Source organism: Asaia sp. Ae19-3 (genome assembly GCF_059801175.1).
Genome location: NZ_JBCHWF010000001.1, coordinates 2026810 through 2044166 on the forward strand (window position 1 = coordinate 2026810; position 17357 = coordinate 2044166).

Genomic DNA, 17357 nt, shown 5'->3' on the forward strand with positions numbered 1-17357 from the left:
GCCGCAAATATAAATAACGTTTGACGAAGAAATTTTTATCTATTGACGGTTAATAACTATTTCTTTTGCCAGACTACGCACCAGAGCCTGGCATCCCCGTTGGATGAAACATCTCATGCCTCGATAAAGGCGCCACTGGCGCCCGGCCCATTCTGCTGGCCTGACGGCAGGATGGACAATCGGACACGCCTGCCGCATGGTGCGCTTGCTGGAGAGCGGCAGACATCCTGTCAATCAACGCATGAATTGAACCCGGCAGAATGCGGTCGCTCTCAGGCAGGACTGCCCGTGACAGCATGGATGACCCATTCCGCTGCGCGAATACCGTCTATCCCTGCCGAAAGAATGCCCCCGGCATAGCCTGCGCCCTCACCCGCCGGGAACAGTCCTGCAATGCCCGGGCTTTGACCATCTGCGCCACGCGGCATTCTGATCGGTGATGATGTACGGGTCTCGACGCCAGTCAGCACGGCATCCCCCATCGAGAACCCCTTGAGCTTGCGTTCGAAAGCCGGAAGCGCTTCCCGGATCGCCTCAACGGCGAAATCCGGCAGACAAAGGGACAGATCGGTCGGGGTCACGCCCGGCTTGTATGAGGGCACGACATCGCCAAGGGTGGTTGAAGGACGCCCGGCAAGGAAGTCTTCCACCCGCTGGGCTGGTGCCTTGTAGTCCCCGCCACCCGCAACGAAAGCCGCGCGCTCCCAGTGACGCTGGAAAGCGACACCTCCCAGCACATCGTCGGGATAATCGCGCTCTGGTGAAACATCGACCACGATACCGGCATTCGCATTGCGCTCGGCACGGGAATACTGGCTCATGCCGTTGGTCACGACCTGATTGGGCTCCGAGGTGGCCGCAACGACCGTGCCTCCGGGACACATGCAGAAGGAATAGACGGCCCGGCCATTCTTCGCGTGATGCACCAGCTTGTAATCGGCCGCCCCCAGAAGCCGGTGGCCACCCTGATCGCCAAAACGGGCGCAATCGATCAGGGATTGCGGATGCTCGATCCGCACCCCGATCGAGAAGGGTTTGGCCACCATCGGCACCTGAGCCTCTCGCAGCATTTCGAACGTATCGCGTGCGCTGTGCCCGACCGCAAGAATGGCGTGATCCGTCTCAAGCGTTGTGCCATCAGAGAGGCGCAGCCCCTTCAACCGACGGGGCGAACCCTCGGTGATCAGCCCGTCAACGCGCACCCCGAAGCGATAGCTGCCCCCCAGACGCTCGATTTCCCCACGGATATGCTCGACCATGGAAACGAGCCGGAACGTGCCGATATGGGGCTTTGAAACGTAGAGAATTTCCTCCGGTGCGCCTGCCTTGACGAACTCCTCCATGACCTTACGGCCCAGGTGGCGCGGGTCACTGACGCCGCTATAGAGCTTGCCGTCGGAAAACGTCCCGGCACCACCCTCGCCAAACTGCACATTGCTCTCAGGCGTCAATTCCGACCGGCGCCACAAGGCGAAGGTATCGACCGTACGCTCACGTACGATCTTGCCACGCTCGATCACGATCGGACGCAGTCCCGCCTGGGCCAGAATGAGTGCCGCCATTACACCGCAAGGGCCTGCACCGATCACGACGGGGCGAGGCCCGCCCGCCCCTTCCGGCGTGACGGTCGGGAGAACGTAAGACGTATCCGGGGTTGGCATGACCGACGGTGTGTTTTCATGAGCGGCAAGAACCGCCGCTTCATCGTCGATCGAGCAATCAACGCTATAGACAAGCACGATGCGCCCGCGCTTGCGCGCATCATAGCCGCGACGCGCGACCGTAAAGTCTCGCAGCGCTGCGCTATCGATGTTCAGCCGGGCGAGAATCGCCTCGCGCAACGCATCGGTCGAGTGGTCGAGGGGAAGCCTGAGTTCGGTAAGCCGGATCATGACGGCTGGAAGTCATGGAGAGAGGGGCTTTGTCAAGAAAAGAATAGGCCGCCTTAGCCAGCGACCAAAGCCCCTGCTGCCTCTCCCACCTGTCGGAAGAGGCAATCTCTCTCCTGTTTCTCAGAGTGCCGGGCGTTGTGCCTCTGTGCGGTCACGAATAGCCTTGAACTCCGACCCCTGCTTCCAGCTCGGCCACATACGCGAGAAGGCGAGGCTACGACCGACTTCATACAGGGCGGCCGCATCTTCTGCCGCACCGCTGAGATCCCAGCTCGCATTCCAGGCATCACAGGGCTGGTGATAGCAGGCCATGTAGCCCTCGAGCCATTTGCGCCCGGCAGGCACACCGCCTTTGAGCAGGTCGGGGTAACCCGCCAGATCCATGATCGGCAGAACCGGCACACCAGCCCGGGCGAAAGGGAGATGATCGGCGCGATAGAAAGCGCCGCGCTCAGGCAGAACCTCGTTCTGGGTCACGCGCCCCTGAGACGATGCAATGGTCGAAAAATCGTCCTGCAGGCTATTCTGTCCGGCGCCGACGATGAAGGCGTTGTGAGACAGCCCCCCCATCTGCAAGACGTCGATGGTGAAATTGGCCACCGTCTTTTCGAGGGAGACGAGGGGATGTTCGACATAATAAGTCGAGCCCAGAAGGCCACGCTCTTCCGCCGTCCAGGCCGCGAATACGATTGTTCTTTCAGGTGCCGGCCCTTCCTTGAAGGCGCGGGCAATTTCGAACACCGCAGCCACACCCGAGGCGTCATCGATCGCCCCACGGCGGATCATAGCCTCTCCATGAGGCCCCTTGCCCTTGCCAAACGCATCCCAATGGGCGCCATACATGATCGTCTCATCAGGATGAGTTGTGCCCGGCAATTTGGCGAGGACATTGCGACTCTGAAGGTGGGTGGTCGCCACATCAAAGCTCGTGGTCAGACTGGCAGAAGGAAGGATGACAGGGCGGAAATCGGGGCGACGTGCCGCTTCGCTCAACGCATCCAGGTCCAGCCCGGCCCGCGCAAACAGCTCATGAGCGGCCTTGCCCTCGATCCAGCCCTGCAACAGCAGCGAGTCTGGCGCACCCTGCTTCTCGAGCGCAAAATTTTCTCCTCCAGGCGCAGTGACCGTGCTCCAGGGATAGCTGGCCGCTTCGGTATCATGAACAACCAGCGCACCGATCGCCCCCCGCCGGGCTGCCTCCTCGAATTTGTATGTCCATCGCCCGTAATACGTCATGGTCCGACCGCCGAAACGATCGAAAACGGCCTCGTCCGGCTTGGCGCGGAAATCGGGATCGTTGATCAGGATGACCGCAATCTTGCCCTTGAGATCGACACCCTTGAAATCATCCCAGTCACGCGCAGGCGCGTCCACGCCGTAACCGACGAAAACAAGAGGGGCATCGGTGATCTTGATCTGCGACGAGGGCATATTCGTCGTCAGGTAGATTTCCTGCAACTGCCTGTATATTACGGGTTCTGATTGCCCCACCCGGAACTGGACCACGCTCTCAGGCGCAATCTTCGTGTGAACCATCGGGACTTCCTGGGTCCAGCCGCCGTTCTCACCGGCGGGCTGCAGCCCGATCGCCTGAAACTGCGCCACCAGATAATTCACCGTCTTGATGGCTCCGATCGTTCCGGGAGCACGCCCCTCGAACGGATCAGACGCCAGGGTCTTGATCACCTCCGACATGCGGACAGGGTCCATCGGGGCATAGACAAGGGGATCAGCCGCCAGGGCAGAAGATCCGAGCAACCCGAGCATCGACAGGATGGCCGTGGCTGAGATACGGGCTGATCGCATTGTTATTTCCTTGTCTTTATTGTCGTGGCGACGAAGACGCCGTTTCTTTGTGTTGCTTTGCGCGCGGCCGAGAAATGCCACCAATCGAGCGCCTCACCCGTGCGGCACTGATGAATGGCGGCAGAAAAGATATCATGAACACAGGGATCGTGATGCTGGCCTGTCTGAACACACAGGCGCTGATAGAGAATATCGGGGTCACAGGATGCGAGTTGCTCGCGTGTCGTAATGCCGAGCAATGCGAGATCCTCGAGCGCCGCCGGACCGATATTGCGCAAACCGACAAGGGTCACAGCGGCGCACCGATATCGGGGCGAAGCGGCATCGCAAAAGCGGTAAGGCAAGGTTTCATGGTCGGTCCTTTCAAAAGGCGAACCCTGGAACACGCATACGGAACAGACTGAGAGATCAAACCGAAACCACCGATACGAGGCGAGTCACCGAAGCCTCTGAAATCGTTATAAAATAGTTAACATGCAACCCATTGCGCACGGACATCGCATACCACCTCACAAGAGACGATAATTCAACGACGAAATTGACGTTTTTGATTACAAACCCTTTCTATCGCCCTTATTTGCCCGATTGAAACAAAACTCACGACGACGTTGAAAGAATAAATCGAAAATAATCCAGTCGATTCACCAATATTTGGCAGCAACGTTGTAACAGGACAATTAACCCCAATGCTGCCACGTTATTTCCCGCCGATGGCACGCATACGATAATTCACGTGCTCAGCCACAACCCTGCATGGTTCATGTTGGCTTGAGCCATGCTGATGCCGTATAGGAGCGGTTTCGCGAGATTTACGGAAAGTGCCCCATGGCCGAAACGCCCTGCGACCATGCCCATCATGCGGGTCATGATCCTCACGCGCCCCATCAGGGCTGTTCTCATGATCACGACCACGCTCATGACCATGACGATCATGCCGGGCATCATCATGGCCATCACCACGGGCATGGGCACGGGCATGTTCACGAGCCTGCCAGCTATGGCGTGGCCTTTCTGATCGGCGTCACGCTGAACGTCGCCTATATCGTTGCCGAAACGGTCTGGGGGCTCCTGGCCCATTCGCTCTCGCTTCTTTCCGATGCCGGGCATAACCTGTCCGATGTGCTGGGGCTGGGCGCGGCATGGCTTGCCCACAGCCTCGCAAAGCGGGCGCCCACCGCGCGTTTCACCTACGGTCTCAAGCGTTCGACCATACTTTCTGCCCTGAGCAATGCCGTGCTTCTGCTGCTGGTGACGGGCGGTATCGTCTGGGAGGCCATCACCCGGCTCATCCATCCCGGTGAGGTCGCGGGCCGCGTCGTCATGCTGGTGGCCCTTGGTGGCATCGTGGTGAACGGTGCAACGGCGTTGCTCTTCATGAAGGGTGGCAAGGACGATCTCAATCTGCGCGGCGCCTTTCTGCATATGGCGGCAGATGCCGTCATGTCGCTTGCAGTCGTGATTACCGGTCTGATCATCATGCTGACGGGGTGGACGATCCTCGATCCCATCGTGAGCCTGATTGTCTGTATATCGATCATCTTCGGCACCTGGTCGCTGCTGCGTGCCTCACTCGACATGGCACTGGACGGCGTGCCGGAGCGTATCGATCTCGAGCAGGTCGCCACGAGCCTGCGCGCCCTGCCGGGTGTTGAAGACCTGCATCATCTTCATGTCTGGTCGCTCAGCACGACCGATACGGCCCTGACTGTCCATCTGGTCAGTGCCGCGCCTGCCGGTGGCCAAGATGCGCTCCTGCGCGAGGCATCGACCATGCTCTCCAAGCGTTTCCGTATTGGCCACGCCACATTCCAGATCGAGGCCCCCGGCAGTGCCTATCCATGCGGCACGGCGCCTTGCGGCACTTCTCCCGGCGGCAGCGGCATCTCATGCTGAAGCAACCCGAAAAGATCGTTTTCGGCTGGGTCTCGCTCTTCGTCAGCCTGATCGCGCTCGGGCTGAAATACATTGCCTGGCGTGTGAGCGGCAGCGCGGCTTTGCTGTCGGATGCGCTCGAGACCATCATCAACGTCGCCGCTGCCATCGGCGCGCTCTGGGCGCTCAGCGTTGCCCAGCGACCGGCCGATGACAATCACACCTACGGGCACGACAAGGCCGAATATCTTTCCGCCGTGACCGAGGCTGTCCTTGTGGTGCTGACCGCAATCGGCATCGCCTGGGTTGCATGGAAGAGCTGGCTTCTTCCCAATACCGACATCGCCCCCTGGCGTGGCATCGTGTTCAATGCGCTGGGCGGGGTGGTCAATCTCGTCTGGGGGCTCGTTCTCGTGCGTCAGGGGCGCCTCAAACGCTCGCCAGCCCTTACCGCCAATGGCCGCCACGTCATTTCCGATGTCTGGACCACTGTCGTGCTGGTGGTCGGTATCGCGCTCATTCCGCTCACCGGTTATGCCCGTCTCGACGCCCTGCTTTCCGGCCTCGTTGCGCTCAATGTCCTGCGCGTGGGCTTTGACATGATGAAGCACTCCATCGCCGGATTGATGGATGAAGCCCCCGATTCGGACACATTGCAGATGATCCGCGTCGTGATTTCGGAACACGCCACCGGCGCGATAGAAGCGCATGATATCCGTGTGCGTACGGCGGGCAGTGTCAGCTTCATCGAATTTCACCTCGTCGTACCCGGCGCCATGAGCGTGTCCGATGCCCATGACATCTGCGATCGGGTTGAACACGCGCTCAGACGCCATCTGGGGCGGGCCCTGATCCATATTCATGTCGAACCCGAGGAAAAGGCGAAGCAGACAGGCATCCCGGTGCTGGCATAAGATCGTTTTAGGACCGAACCGGACGCTCGCAGCGTCGTTAGGTTTTTGAGACGAGAGTTTCTTGACCTGTCGCCCGCGGTGCTGGCAGGAGCGTTCCACACCGGTCGGTGCCTCCCGATCTCCAGACAGGCGAGCATTCATGCGCCCAAGCACCGCTCTGCGGCAAAAGAACCGCATCCAGCATCTCCGCCGTTCCGCGCGTAGAACGACGTCGCAATGGCGTCGTACCCTCACCTACTGGCTTGGTGCCGTTCTGGTGGGCGTGGTGGCTGTCGGCTTTGCCGGCACGGCAGACTGGGCAGCGCGCGCACGCGGGCGCCTGCTGCACTGGGACCCTTACGTGATGCTGGTTGTCGTTCCCGCCGGGCTCGCCTTTTCGACCTGGGTGACACGACGCTTCTTTTCGGGCGCACAGGGAAGCGGCATTCCGCAAACCATCGCAACCTTGCACATCGAGAATTTCTCGATCGTCAATCGTGTGCTCTCGCTCAGAATCGCCTTCGCCAAGATCGTTCTGACCTGTTTTGGTCTCATGGTCGGCGCCTCGATCGGCCGTGAAGGCCCGACCGTACAGGTCGGTGCGGCCATCATGCATGGCTTCTCGCGCCTGCTGGGCACGGCGAGCGTTTCAGCCCGACGCGGGGCCATTCTGGCGGGTGGTGCGGCAGGCGTCTCGGCTGCCTTCAATACCCCGCTGGCCGGAATCGTCTTCGCCATCGAGGAACTCTCGCATTCCTTCGAACAGAAAACTTCCGGCACGATGCTGACAGGCGTCGTGCTTTCAGGTGTGACGGCCATCGCGCTGGTCGGCAACTACTCCTATTTCGGTCACACCGATGTCGACGTCCCGCTGGGTACAGCCTGGATTGCGGTACTGACCTGCGGCATCGTCGGTGGCATTGCAGGCGGCAGTTTCTCTGCGCTTCTTATCCGCTTCTCGAAGGGAATACCGGGGCGTATCGGGGCGCTCATCAAGGCGCGCCCCGTGGCCTTTGCCGCCCTTTGCGGTTTTGTTCTGGCGCTGCTGGGCCTTGTCTCGCATGGCGCGACCTATGGCACAGGCTATATGCAGGCACGTGCCATCATTGACGGATCGGAGCATTATCCTGCCTCGTTCTTCGTGCTGAAATTCATTGCCACTGTCGTGTCCTATTGCTCGGGAATTCCAGGGGGCCTGTTCGCCCCGTCGCTCTCGGTCGGCGCGGGTATCGGCGGCTGGATCGAGCAATATCTGCCCCATACGACACCGGGCGCCGTCGTTCTGCTTGGCACGGTGGCCTATTTTTCGGCCGTGGTGCAGGCGCCGCTGACCGCGACCGTCATCGTCATGGAAATGTGCGACAACCAGCAGGTAACCCTGGCGCTGATGGCGACCTCCTTCCTGGCTTTCGGTGTGTCGCGCATGATCTGCAAACACGCGCTTTACGGCGCTCTTGCCGACCGTTTCATGGAAGCCGCCCATAGCGCGGCCCCTGCCCCCATCTATACGCGCGGTTCGGCGGCTCCTGCGGTCGAGACCCTTGCAGAGCAGGTCGAGAAGAAGGACTGATCTTTCAAGCGGCGAAACCCCTCCCCATATCGGGAGAATGACACCGCTTTCCATTCTCGATCTGTCCCTCATCCGTGAAACCGGCAGTGCTGCCGATGCCCTCTCGGATTCACGCCTGCTGGCGCAGAAGGCCGAAACGCTAGGCTTTCAACGCTACTGGGTGGCAGAACATCATGGCATGCCCGGCATCGCTTCGGCGGCAACCAGCGTGGTAATCGGAGCCCTTGCCGCAGCGACATCCCGTATTCGTGTGGGTGCTGGCGGCATCATGCTGCCGAACCATGCGCCTCTGGTCATCGCCGAACAATTCGGCACTTTGGATGCGCTCTATCCGGGTCGCATCGATCTCGGGCTGGGCCGCGCCCCGGGGTCTGATCAGAGAACCCTGCGCGCGCTACGACGCAACCGCGAGGGGGCAGAACGCTTCCCGCAGGAAGTGCTTGAACTCATGGCCTATTTCGCCGGGGATGACAGCCAGACCGGCATTCTGGCGACACCGGGCGCAGGCGCCGATATTCCCATCTGGCTACTGGGCTCCTCGCTTTTCTCGGCCGAACTCGCCGCAGCCCTTGGCCTTCCCTTTGCCTTTGCGTCGCATTTTGCCCCACAGATGATGGAAGAGGCCATCGCGCTCTATCGGGAGCGATTCCGCCCCTCGTCGCGTCTTGCAGCGCCTCACGTCATGCTAGCGATGAATATCGTTGCGGCCGATACCCATGAAGAAGCCGATTATCTGGCGACGTCGCGGCGCCTCTACATGGCAGCACTGCGTCAGGGAACGCCGGGGCGCTTTCCTCATCCGGTCCCGGTTCAGGACCTGCCCTGGGGACCGGAGATCAGCCGTCAGTTCGACGAAGTCCTGTCGACAAGCTTCGTTGGCACGGTCGATGACGTTGCGGCGGGGCTGAGCCACTATGTGGAGCGCCACCGACCCGACGAAATCATGATGGCCCTGCCGATCTACGATCTCGTCCCTCGCCTTCACGCCCTTGATCTGGCGCGGGAAGCAGCCAGGCGTGCCGGTCTGGGCTGACCCTTCCTACCCGAGGCGTTCCTTCAGAACGTCGATGGGCAATGTCACGTTAAGTGCTGCATGGTAAATGCTGATGATGAGAGCGTCATCAGTGAGCTACAAGCGGCACCGATTTCCTCGTGAGCTGATCGCTCATACGGTATGGCTGTATTTCCGCTTCCCTTTAAGCTTTCGTCTTGTGGAAGAGCTGCTTCTCGAGCGGGGCGTTGTCGTCTCGTAAGGGACGATCCGTCGATGGAGCCTGAAGTTCGGCACAGCATACGCACGCGCCCTGCATCGCAAGACAGCAAGACCGAATGATATCTGGCACCTGGATGAGGTGCGGGTCGTGATCCGTGTCAAGCTTCACTGGTTGTGGCGCGCAGTCGATCAGGACGGGTATATTCTCGACGAAATCCTCCAGACGCGACGCAATACCGAAGCAGCCAGACGTTTGCTGACACGACTTTTGAAGCGGCAGGGGGTGCGCCCTGCTCGCATGATCACCGACAAGCTGAAATTCTACAGGGCTGCCAGACGCCAAATGTGTCTCTCAATACGGCATCTCTCGCATAAGGGTCTGAACAACCGGGCGGAGAACAGCCATCTCCCTCTACGAAAACGCGAGCATATTATGCAAAAATTCCGCTCACCGGGTGGGTGTCAGCGCTTCGTGTCCGTCTTCTCAGCCATCCGAAATCTCTCCGGCACATCCGCCTCTATCACCACCGCCTTTTCCCGGCACATCCATCGTATCAGGGCCTTCGCTCAATGGAGCAGCGCGACCGCCCTCAGCGTCTGAATGTCCCCTTCGCGGGCTTCAACTAACTCACTTCAGTTAACGTGACATCACTACGCGACCTAATGCACTATGAGAGTGCCACACCTCCACTGTACATCTAAATTTTCGATAAGTGGCCATACATCTGATAAAATTTGAGTTTCAATCAGAGATATTGCTTCAACGTCCCCGTCTGAGGGTTTTACATGAAAAATACACTCTACCCGGAAATTGTTTGAACTGTTTTCAAATACTACAACACCAGCTATGTTAGACACACCTTCCATTCTCAAAGCTTTTTCCACATAAAATGAAACTTTTTTTATATCCATCTTCGATTTAGCTCCCTCATGGCATAGACGGAACATTCTGAGCCCCTGTATTGCTATCTCGAATTATTCGATTACTTTTTTCTACACAACTTTTCCACCATATATAACAATTTTCCCAAAATAGACCCAATATTTAGATCTGAGATTACGGATTATCTTATATTTTCCAATCAACACGCCATAAAGCAATTAATTCGGACCCTCTTCAAGTATACTTCTACCCTTTTCGGGGTCATAATTTTTATGGCCGATTTGATTTTTACCCTACTTTCCTTCATGAATTGAATTCGAAGGCTTATCATTCCCTTCTGGATCTTCGTCATTAGGCGGCAGTAAATCTGCTCCGACGGTCTCAGCTGACGTGGGTCGCTTGCTCGGCTGGGCCTGAGTTTCGTTTTTACCGGTATGATCGGCAGCTTGCGGCTCACCTGTCGTCGCGTCTGCATTCTGGTATGCCTGATAGGCTTTCAGAGCGTTATTGAATACATTTCTTGCCTCTTCCTGGGTGAGTGGCGATTTCAGCGCTTTTGCGATATCGCCGACGGTAACCGTCATCCCCCTGACAGTCGTGATTTTCCTGATCGGCGCCAGTGGCGGGCTTTCCACGGTCGTGCAGTCGCGCCTGCTGAGTGTCGCAACCGGATCTGAAGGCCTGGCTGCCGCGCTCAATCAAAGCGCCTTCAACACAGCCAATGCTATCGGGCCGTGGCTCGGAGGACTCGCCGTCGCCCATGATCTGGGCTGGACCTCTGTCGGCTGGGTCGGACTGGCCCTGTCGCTCAGTGGCTTCATAATTTTTCTGCTGAGTCTCGCCGAGGAGGCCTGGTCAAAACAGGCGCGCTCGCGAGGAGCCTGACCAGTCATGCGTTCTGGCCCCTTGGGGCGCCGCATGAGCTGCCTGCTTCTTGCGTCAGGCTTGGCTCGACACCGGTTATGCCGCATCTCGATCCTGTGGTTTTTGATCGAGATCAAGCATTAACAACTGATAATAAAGCTCACGCCATCGCGTCGCCCCTCAGGACAGATCGAAGGCTTTCATCCTGTTCCCTGCCAGGGCGCAGGCCGCATGCACGACTCCGAGATGGCTCAGCCCTTGAGGTGTGTTGCCCAGATACATGCCGGTCTGCGGGTCGATCATCTCGGCAATGACCCCGGTATTGCGTGGCAGCCGCGCCAAAAACTCTGCAAACAGCGCATCAGCTTCTTCTTTTTCACCTAGCAGGGCCAGAGCCTCGACCATCCAGCAGGAGCAGGCGAGAAACGCCCCCTCTTCAGACTGCATACCGCTGTAGCGATACAGAAATGGCCCGCTTCCCAGCTCCGCGCGGATTGCGTGCAGCGTCGCGCGCATGCGCTTGTCACGGTCAAAGCCGAACGGCACAGCCAGGGCGATGGACGCATCCAGCGCATCAGAGCCGGGATAGAACAGATAGGCCTGACGTTTTTCCGACCAGCATTCGCTGTCTATCCACGCCATGATCCGCTCTTTTTCACGCGCCCAGCGTGGGGCGCGATCTTTTGCCAGATGGCCACGTGCCGCCATCTGGCAGGCACGATCAAGCGCCTGCCAGCAGCTGATCTTCGACATGGTGTAATGCTGGTCTTCGGTCAGTTCCCAGATACCGGCATCTTTCTGTCGCCAGTGATCAGCACAGCGATCCGCAAGATCGGCCAGAAGCTGGGCCGTCTTCTGGTCGAGCAGATTGCCGCGTGAGACGAACAAGGCTGCGGTCTCGAAAATATCACCATAGATCCCATGCTGATGCTGACCCGACGCCCTATTGCCGCTGACGACCGGCTTGACCCCACGATAGCCCTCGACCTCGTCATAACGCGTTTCGTCCTCGACGCGCTGGCCAGAAAGGCCATACATGACGAGAGGCCCCTCTTCGCCCAGATGATGCACCAGCCAGGCCAGCGCCGCCTTGACCTCTGCCACAGCTCCCAGACGCAGAAAGGCATTCGCGACATAGGCAGCGTCGCGTATCCACGCGAAGCGATAATCCCAGTTCTTGCCATCGCGCAGACGCTCGGGCAGCGATGTGGTGGCTGCCGCCGCAATAGCGCCGCTCGATGAATAGAGCAGCAGCTTCAGGGCGAGCGCACTGCGACGCACCTGCTCGCGATAGGGGCCGTCATAATGCAGGTCATTGGCCCAGTTGCGCCACGCGGAATCGCTCGTCTCGATGCGGGCATCGATCTCTTCCACCGATGGCACGGCAAGAGGCTCGTTTTCTGTGGCGACCAGGGCAATGAGCGCGCGGGTCTTTTCCCCCACCACGATCTCGGCCTCTATGGCGTCATCTTCCTCGCGGGTCAGGCGCATGTTCTCTGTATGCACCAGATGCGCCAGAACCGAACCGACATGGAAGATCGACCCGTTTTCGGTCTCCTGTATCCAGGGCGCTACGGTGCCGCAGCGTGTCCCAAGGCGAAAACGCACGATGAAGGTCATGCGACCCGAAACGCCTTCGATCCGTCGGGCGAATTCCGTCCAGGGCAGGCGCCCGGCAAGGGTGCTGTTCAGAGAATCCGTCAGCCGCGCCGTGCCGTGTTCCGTCTCGATCAGGGTCTCGAGAACATTGCTGTCCTCGCGATAGCGGCGTGTTGCGGTATAGGCCCCGACAGGGCGTATCTGGAAAAAACCACCCGGGCGATGCAGCAGGCGGTCGAACATGGGCGGAGAATCGATATTAGGCACGCAAAGCCAGTCGACACTGCCATCGGGCGCCAGCAGAGCCACGCATCGGCCATCGCCGAGAGCCGCATAATCCTCAATGGGCCAGAACCCGTCGAGCGGCCCTTCAGGCGAGAGCGCCCGGGCAAGGGCGGGTATCGTATGCGTCATGGGCGCCTCTCTCGATCTGTCGGCTCGGCTTGTCGCCGGGGCAGATGCAACAATCGAGAGAGGGGACGGGTTTCTCCCGCCAGTTTTTCAGAAGATTTCTATATGGCTCTTGAAGCCGAGAAGTGCCTGATTGTTAAGCTGTTTCTGACCACCGGGGTTGAAATAATACTGGAAGTCAGGCGCGAAGGTGACCCCGCGCAGCACATGAATCTGATAGGTGGCTTCCACCACATAGGCGCTGGTCTGAGGAAAGAGCGACCCGTTCGGGATCGGCAGGCCCTGCATGGCGTAGAGGCGCTGCGAACGCGTCAGGTCGTCAGACACATGAGTCCATGAGAAATTGACGCCAACGCCATCGAGCGGGCGCGACTTCCAGAACCCGCGATCGAGCACACCGATCGAGAGCTGGTCTGCGCGCGTCGCAGTCTGTGCCTTGTTGAAATAGGCCGCACCGATCAGGGTGACGCCGGCATCGGGGGCCTGACCGGGGTGGTGATAGACCATCTGATCCACCAGCCCCCAGGCTGCCCAGGCGCCATGCACGTTGCGCGGCTTGAGGCCGCTCAGCGCAAAGGCGTCGCCATTGCCGTCATAGTAGTTGTCCTTGTGGTCTGCCGTATCATACGCAAAACCTGCCTTGTAATGGCCGGGCAGCGAGTGATCGTGACCAAAGCGCGGCTCCCAGATGAATTCGACCGGCATGGCCTCGCCATCGATCGTCGCGCCGTTGAACTTGAAGCCCGTACGCATCTGGGCATTGCCGTAGATGGCCTGGGTCTGGGTGAAATAGACACCGAATTGCAGAATGGTGTTCTCGCTCGGCCTGATCCGGAACCGCGCTGCCCAGTTGGCATCGGGGTAGGAGGCGTGAGCCGTATTGTCACTCGAGGCCTTCGGGTTACCGCAGAAGGCATTGTTCATGAAGTTACAGTAGAGCGGATTGGCCGAGAAATCGGACAGGAAGGACATGCGCCCCGCCGCCACATTGAAACGGTCATTGAACAGCGTTTCCTCGCCATAGGCATAGACAAGATGGACGACCACGTTGCCGCCACTGCCATAAATTTCCTGGCTGGGGTTGAGGTTGTCGCCAAACATGCGGCTCACGGGAATGCCGTAACGGCCAACCATCACATCATGGGTCGAAAACCCGGTCCAGCCCGCCAGACGCTCCCAGTCAATGTCGTTTTCCATCGAATACTGACCGGTATTGCTCGCCCCCTGGCGCAGACCGAGCCCCTTGGTCGGGGCCGTGATCATGCCTGACATCTCGTTGGTGTTATCGAGCAATATGGCAATGCCATGCTCACGCAGCCAGGCATTCACCCCGAACGGATTGACGAACAAGGCCTCCGGCTTCGGCAGCGGGGCAACGGACGTATCCTTCTGCACCTCCGACAGAGAGGCTTGGGTCAGGGCCGAGGGCTGCTGGCCGGCATTGACGGCGCCATAGGTGGCATTGGCGACCACGGGGGACGGAGACCCCTGCGCATAGGCAGTGGCGGCCATGAACGGCATGGCAAGACAGGCGGAAAAGAGGCGCAAGACGGAAGGGGTCAATGTCTGGCTCAAGCTCCCTGTGAGTGGATGACCGTCTTTTAAGAAAACCGACAGGTTTTTTGGACCCTGCCGGTCGTGTTTTTATGCCGTATCCGTGATCAGCTACCCATGGAAGCGGAAAAAACACCGTTAAATCTGACGTCAAGCGATCATGACAAATCATTGCTGGATCGGCAGAACCGATCACAGCCTGGAAGGAGCCTCGTTAATTTTCCGCTTAGAGATCGTAGTTCACGCGGAAATAGTAGTAGCCACCGTTAATGCCGAGCTGCGAGGTGCTCATGTAATATTGCGGCGCGCCGAGATAGCGGTTTCCATCAGGCACGCGGCTGGGATAGGCCGAGAAGATGTTGTTGCCGCCGATCGTGGCTGTCCAGCGGGGGGTGATCCGGTAGCTCACGTCCAGATTGGTCGTCCATTTCGGCTTGTTCTGGTATTCCAGAAAATGCGTCGTGCTGAACTGGTAGGGGCCGGGTGCATAGTAGGTGAGCTGGTTGGTCGTCTGGCCCCAGCGGATCTCATGCAGGCCGATGATCCACTTCGCATGGGTCCAGTTGCCACCGAAGATGATCTTGCTGCGCGGATAGGCCGTGGTCAGATAGGCAATCGAGGCCGCATTGAGCAGTGGCCCGCCGGTAAGCGGGTTGGTGGCCTGATGCGACAGGCGGGTACGGTTGAGGTTGATCGCTGCATCCCAGTCGATACGCCCGAAAGCGCCGAGCTTGGTCAGATAGGTGACAGTGATATCAAGTCCCTGCGTACGGGTGCTGGCCACATTGCCGAACCAGTTGGCGGTGATAGCGCTCTGATTCCATGTGCCGATATCGGATGGCAGCGCAAAACCATTGAGCTGCATGGCCTTGATTGCCGTCGCACCCGAGATATTGCCGCCCGGCATGATCCGGTCACGCATGTTGATCTGATAGATATCGGTCGTGACATGCAGGTTGCGGATCGGCTCGACAATGAACCCGCCTTCCGCATTGGTCGAGCGCTCGGGCTTGAGGCCAGACGACCCGTTGGCAAGTGCACCGGGCGAGCCTGCGCCGATCAACCCACGGGCTGCAGTCGGCGAGATATTGAGTGCCGAGTAGTATTTCTGGGCAAGCGTCGGTGCATGAAACCCGTTGCTGATCGTTCCACGCAGCGCGATGCGACGCGTAATGTCATAGCGCAACGAGACCTTGCCGTTCTGGGTGTTGCCTACATCGGTGTAATGCTCGTAGCGACCTGCCAGATCCAGCTGCAGCCCCTTGGCCAGATAGGTCGAGATATCAAGATAGCCTGCCGCCACGTCACGGCTGTAATTCCCTGCATTGCCGGGGTTCGTGCCCGCAAGCGCGTCCGATCCGTTGCCATAGAGTGAATCCGGCGAGCCCGTGCCGACCGAATAGCCCTCATACCGATAGGACGCGCCACCGGCGAAATTCACGCTGTGCGGCCAGCCACTGAACTCGAATTTGCGGCTGAAATCGAAATCATTCGTCCATTGCTGGTTATTGAAGCCCTGCACGTCAAACGAGGTGGGTGTGCGGCCCGTCGCCTTGTTGATCGAGAGGTTCACCGAGTTGATCAGACCGATATCGTCGTAATCGCGGCCATAGACGCTCGAAACGTCCCAGTGCCAGCCCTGGAAATCGCCCTTCACACCGGCCTTGAGCTCGAAATCATTCTCGTTCAGCGTCTCGACCGGCGAATACCCCCAAGGGTAGATCGCCTGATAACCGGGATAGGCGTTCAGCGACGAGGCCAGACGATAGTTCTGATAGGATTCGGCATGGCGATGGGCATAGGTGCCCAGAGCATAAAGCTGGATGTTGTCTGTCAGATCATATCCGGCATTGACCGCAACACTCTCGCGCGTCTGCTCGGGCTGGCTCAGGATGTTGTTCTGATAGGTACCCGTGCGGTTGTCGGCGGCGCTGCGATAGGTGTGATCCTGATGCACGAAATCGCCGCTGACATGCACAAAGCCCCGCGACCCAAGGCTTGCCCCGCCATCAAGATAGACACCCTGCTGAAAGCCATCGCCTTCGGAAGTGATGCCGGTGATGTTCTGGGCGTGAAAGCCGCGCGCCTGTTTCTTGAGAATAATATTGACCACACCGGCCACGGCGTCCGAGCCGTACTGGGCCGATGCGCCGTCGCGCAGCACCTCGACATGATCAATGGCCGACATCGGAATCATGTCGATATCGGATGCCGTCGACCCCTGCTGCGGGCCGGGGTTGGAATAGATATTGGCCGTGTTGTGGCGGCGCTTGCCATCGACCAGAACGAGCGTCTCGTTCGGGTTGAGGCCACGAAGGCTGATCGTGTCCGTCATCGCACCGGCATCGAAACCGGCTGTCGGTGTGGTGAGCGAGGGCAGCAGCAGCGCAAGCGCATCGCGCAGCGTGCCCTGACCTGTTGCCGCAATCTGCTTGTGCGAAATGATATCGAGCGGCGCGATCGCATCGCGCGCCTTCTTGCCAATCTCACGTGTACCGGTCACGACGATGGCTTCACTGCCACCATCGGCGTCGCCCGCCGTAACCGGCGCAGACTGGCGCGTGCGCAGCGCCTTGCTCTTGGCAGCAGGCTTTGCCGACCTGGCAGGCTGGGTCTTGTTTGCGGCGGGATGACTGACGCTGTCAGTCGCGGTTCCTGCTGTTGTCTGCGCCAATGCCTCGGCCCCGCAGGACATCAGGCACGTCGTGGCAATAAGGGACAGGATCCCCTTGCGTGCAACTGATGGCAGGAGAGACCGGGAGCGTACCAACATGATAAACCTTACCAATGATTCAGGATT

General features: G+C 59.2%; 11 protein-coding genes and 1 pseudogene. 6 read left to right on the top strand and 6 right to left on the bottom strand.

Features of this window, described 5'->3' with window-relative positions; translation table 11 throughout:
* Positions 1-272: 272 nt before the first annotated feature.
* The 3 genes from AAID99_RS08835 to AAID99_RS08845 all read right to left on the bottom strand — a co-directional run bounded on the left by AAID99_RS08835 (position 273) and on the right by AAID99_RS08845 (position 3991).
* On the bottom strand, positions 273-1892 hold the full coding sequence (locus tag AAID99_RS08835) for an NAD(P)/FAD-dependent oxidoreductase (protein ID WP_498493668.1): 1620 nt from the start codon (positions 1890-1892) through the stop codon (positions 273-275).
* Positions 1893-2012: 120 nt separating this feature from the next.
* Positions 2013-3698 (bottom strand): M28 family metallopeptidase, encoded by a 1686-nt coding sequence (locus AAID99_RS08840; RefSeq protein WP_306414285.1) that lies wholly within the window; start codon positions 3696-3698, stop codon positions 2013-2015.
* Positions 3699-3700: 2 nt separating this feature from the next.
* A complete protein-coding gene (locus AAID99_RS08845) occupies positions 3701-3991 on the bottom strand; it encodes a helix-hairpin-helix domain-containing protein (protein ID WP_188426193.1) in 291 nt (96 codons plus the stop codon).
* A gap of 532 nt (positions 3992-4523) precedes the next feature.
* Here AAID99_RS08845 and AAID99_RS08850 point away from each other — a divergent pair.
* The 6 genes and pseudogenes from AAID99_RS08850 (at position 4524) to AAID99_RS08875 (ending at position 11014) form a co-directional block, all read left to right on the top strand.
* Positions 4524-5591: a cation diffusion facilitator family transporter gene (locus AAID99_RS08850; protein WP_498493669.1), complete on the top strand. Its 1068-nt coding sequence runs from the start codon at positions 4524-4526 to the stop codon at positions 5589-5591.
* Positions 5585-6484, top strand: a complete 900-nt coding sequence (locus AAID99_RS08855) for a cation diffusion facilitator family transporter (protein WP_267312296.1) — start codon at positions 5585-5587, stop codon at positions 6482-6484. The genes AAID99_RS08850 and AAID99_RS08855 overlap by 7 nt, the downstream gene beginning before the upstream one ends.
* 139 nt (positions 6485-6623) lie before the next feature.
* The gene (locus AAID99_RS08860; protein ID WP_188426196.1) at positions 6624-8033 is read left to right on the top strand and encodes a chloride channel protein; all 1410 of its coding nucleotides are present in this window, start codon (positions 6624-6626) and stop codon (positions 8031-8033) included.
* A gap of 37 nt (positions 8034-8070) precedes the next feature.
* The gene (locus AAID99_RS08865; protein WP_498493670.1) at positions 8071-9066 is read left to right on the top strand and encodes an LLM class flavin-dependent oxidoreductase; all 996 of its coding nucleotides are present in this window, start codon (positions 8071-8073) and stop codon (positions 9064-9066) included.
* 73 nt (positions 9067-9139) lie between these two features.
* Positions 9140-9847: pseudogene (locus tag AAID99_RS08870) on the top strand (IS6 family transposase).
* A gap of 789 nt (positions 9848-10636) precedes the next feature.
* Positions 10637-11014 carry an MFS transporter gene (locus tag AAID99_RS08875; RefSeq protein WP_188426198.1) on the top strand — a complete coding sequence of 126 codons (378 nt, stop codon included), beginning with the start codon at positions 10637-10639 and terminating at the stop codon, positions 11012-11014.
* 159 nt (positions 11015-11173) lie between these two features.
* Here AAID99_RS08875 and AAID99_RS08880 read toward each other — a convergent pair whose 3' ends face one another.
* From AAID99_RS08880 to AAID99_RS08890, 3 genes are all read right to left on the bottom strand, one after another.
* Positions 11174-13006 (bottom strand): glycoside hydrolase family 15 protein, encoded by a 1833-nt coding sequence (locus tag AAID99_RS08880; protein ID WP_188426199.1) that lies wholly within the window; start codon positions 13004-13006, stop codon positions 11174-11176.
* 87 nt (positions 13007-13093) lie between these two features.
* Complete coding sequence (locus tag AAID99_RS08885) at positions 13094-14578, bottom strand: carbohydrate porin (RefSeq protein WP_229719756.1); 1485 nt, start codon at positions 14576-14578, stop codon at positions 13094-13096.
* A gap of 205 nt (positions 14579-14783) precedes the next feature.
* Positions 14784-17330: a TonB-dependent receptor plug domain-containing protein gene (locus AAID99_RS08890; protein ID WP_498493671.1), complete on the bottom strand. Its 2547-nt coding sequence runs from the start codon at positions 17328-17330 to the stop codon at positions 14784-14786.
* Positions 17331-17357 lie beyond the last annotated feature (27 nt).

What these genes read in the sequence shown, in the direction of transcription:
- AAID99_RS08860 (WP_188426196.1), top strand. Translation starts at nt 6,624, where the DNA reads ATGCGCCCAAGCACCGCTCTGCGGCAAAAGAACCGCATCCAGCATCTC.
- AAID99_RS08855 (WP_267312296.1), top strand. Translation starts at nt 5,585, where the DNA reads ATGCTGAAGCAACCCGAAAAGATCGTTTTCGGCTGGGTCTCGCTCTTC.
- AAID99_RS08865 (WP_498493670.1), top strand. Translation starts at nt 8,071, where the DNA reads ATGACACCGCTTTCCATTCTCGATCTGTCCCTCATCCGTGAAACCGGC.
- AAID99_RS08880 (WP_188426199.1), bottom strand. Translation starts at nt 13,006, where the DNA reads ATGACGCATACGATACCCGCCCTTGCCCGGGCGCTCTCGCCTGAAGGG.
- AAID99_RS08840 (WP_306414285.1), bottom strand. Translation starts at nt 3,698, where the DNA reads ATGCGATCAGCCCGTATCTCAGCCACGGCCATCCTGTCGATGCTCGGG.
- AAID99_RS08890 (WP_498493671.1), bottom strand. Translation starts at nt 17,330, where the DNA reads ATGTTGGTACGCTCCCGGTCTCTCCTGCCATCAGTTGCACGCAAGGGG.
- AAID99_RS08835 (WP_498493668.1), bottom strand. Translation starts at nt 1,892, where the DNA reads ATGATCCGGCTTACCGAACTCAGGCTTCCCCTCGACCACTCGACCGAT.
- AAID99_RS08850 (WP_498493669.1), top strand. Translation starts at nt 4,524, where the DNA reads ATGGCCGAAACGCCCTGCGACCATGCCCATCATGCGGGTCATGATCCT.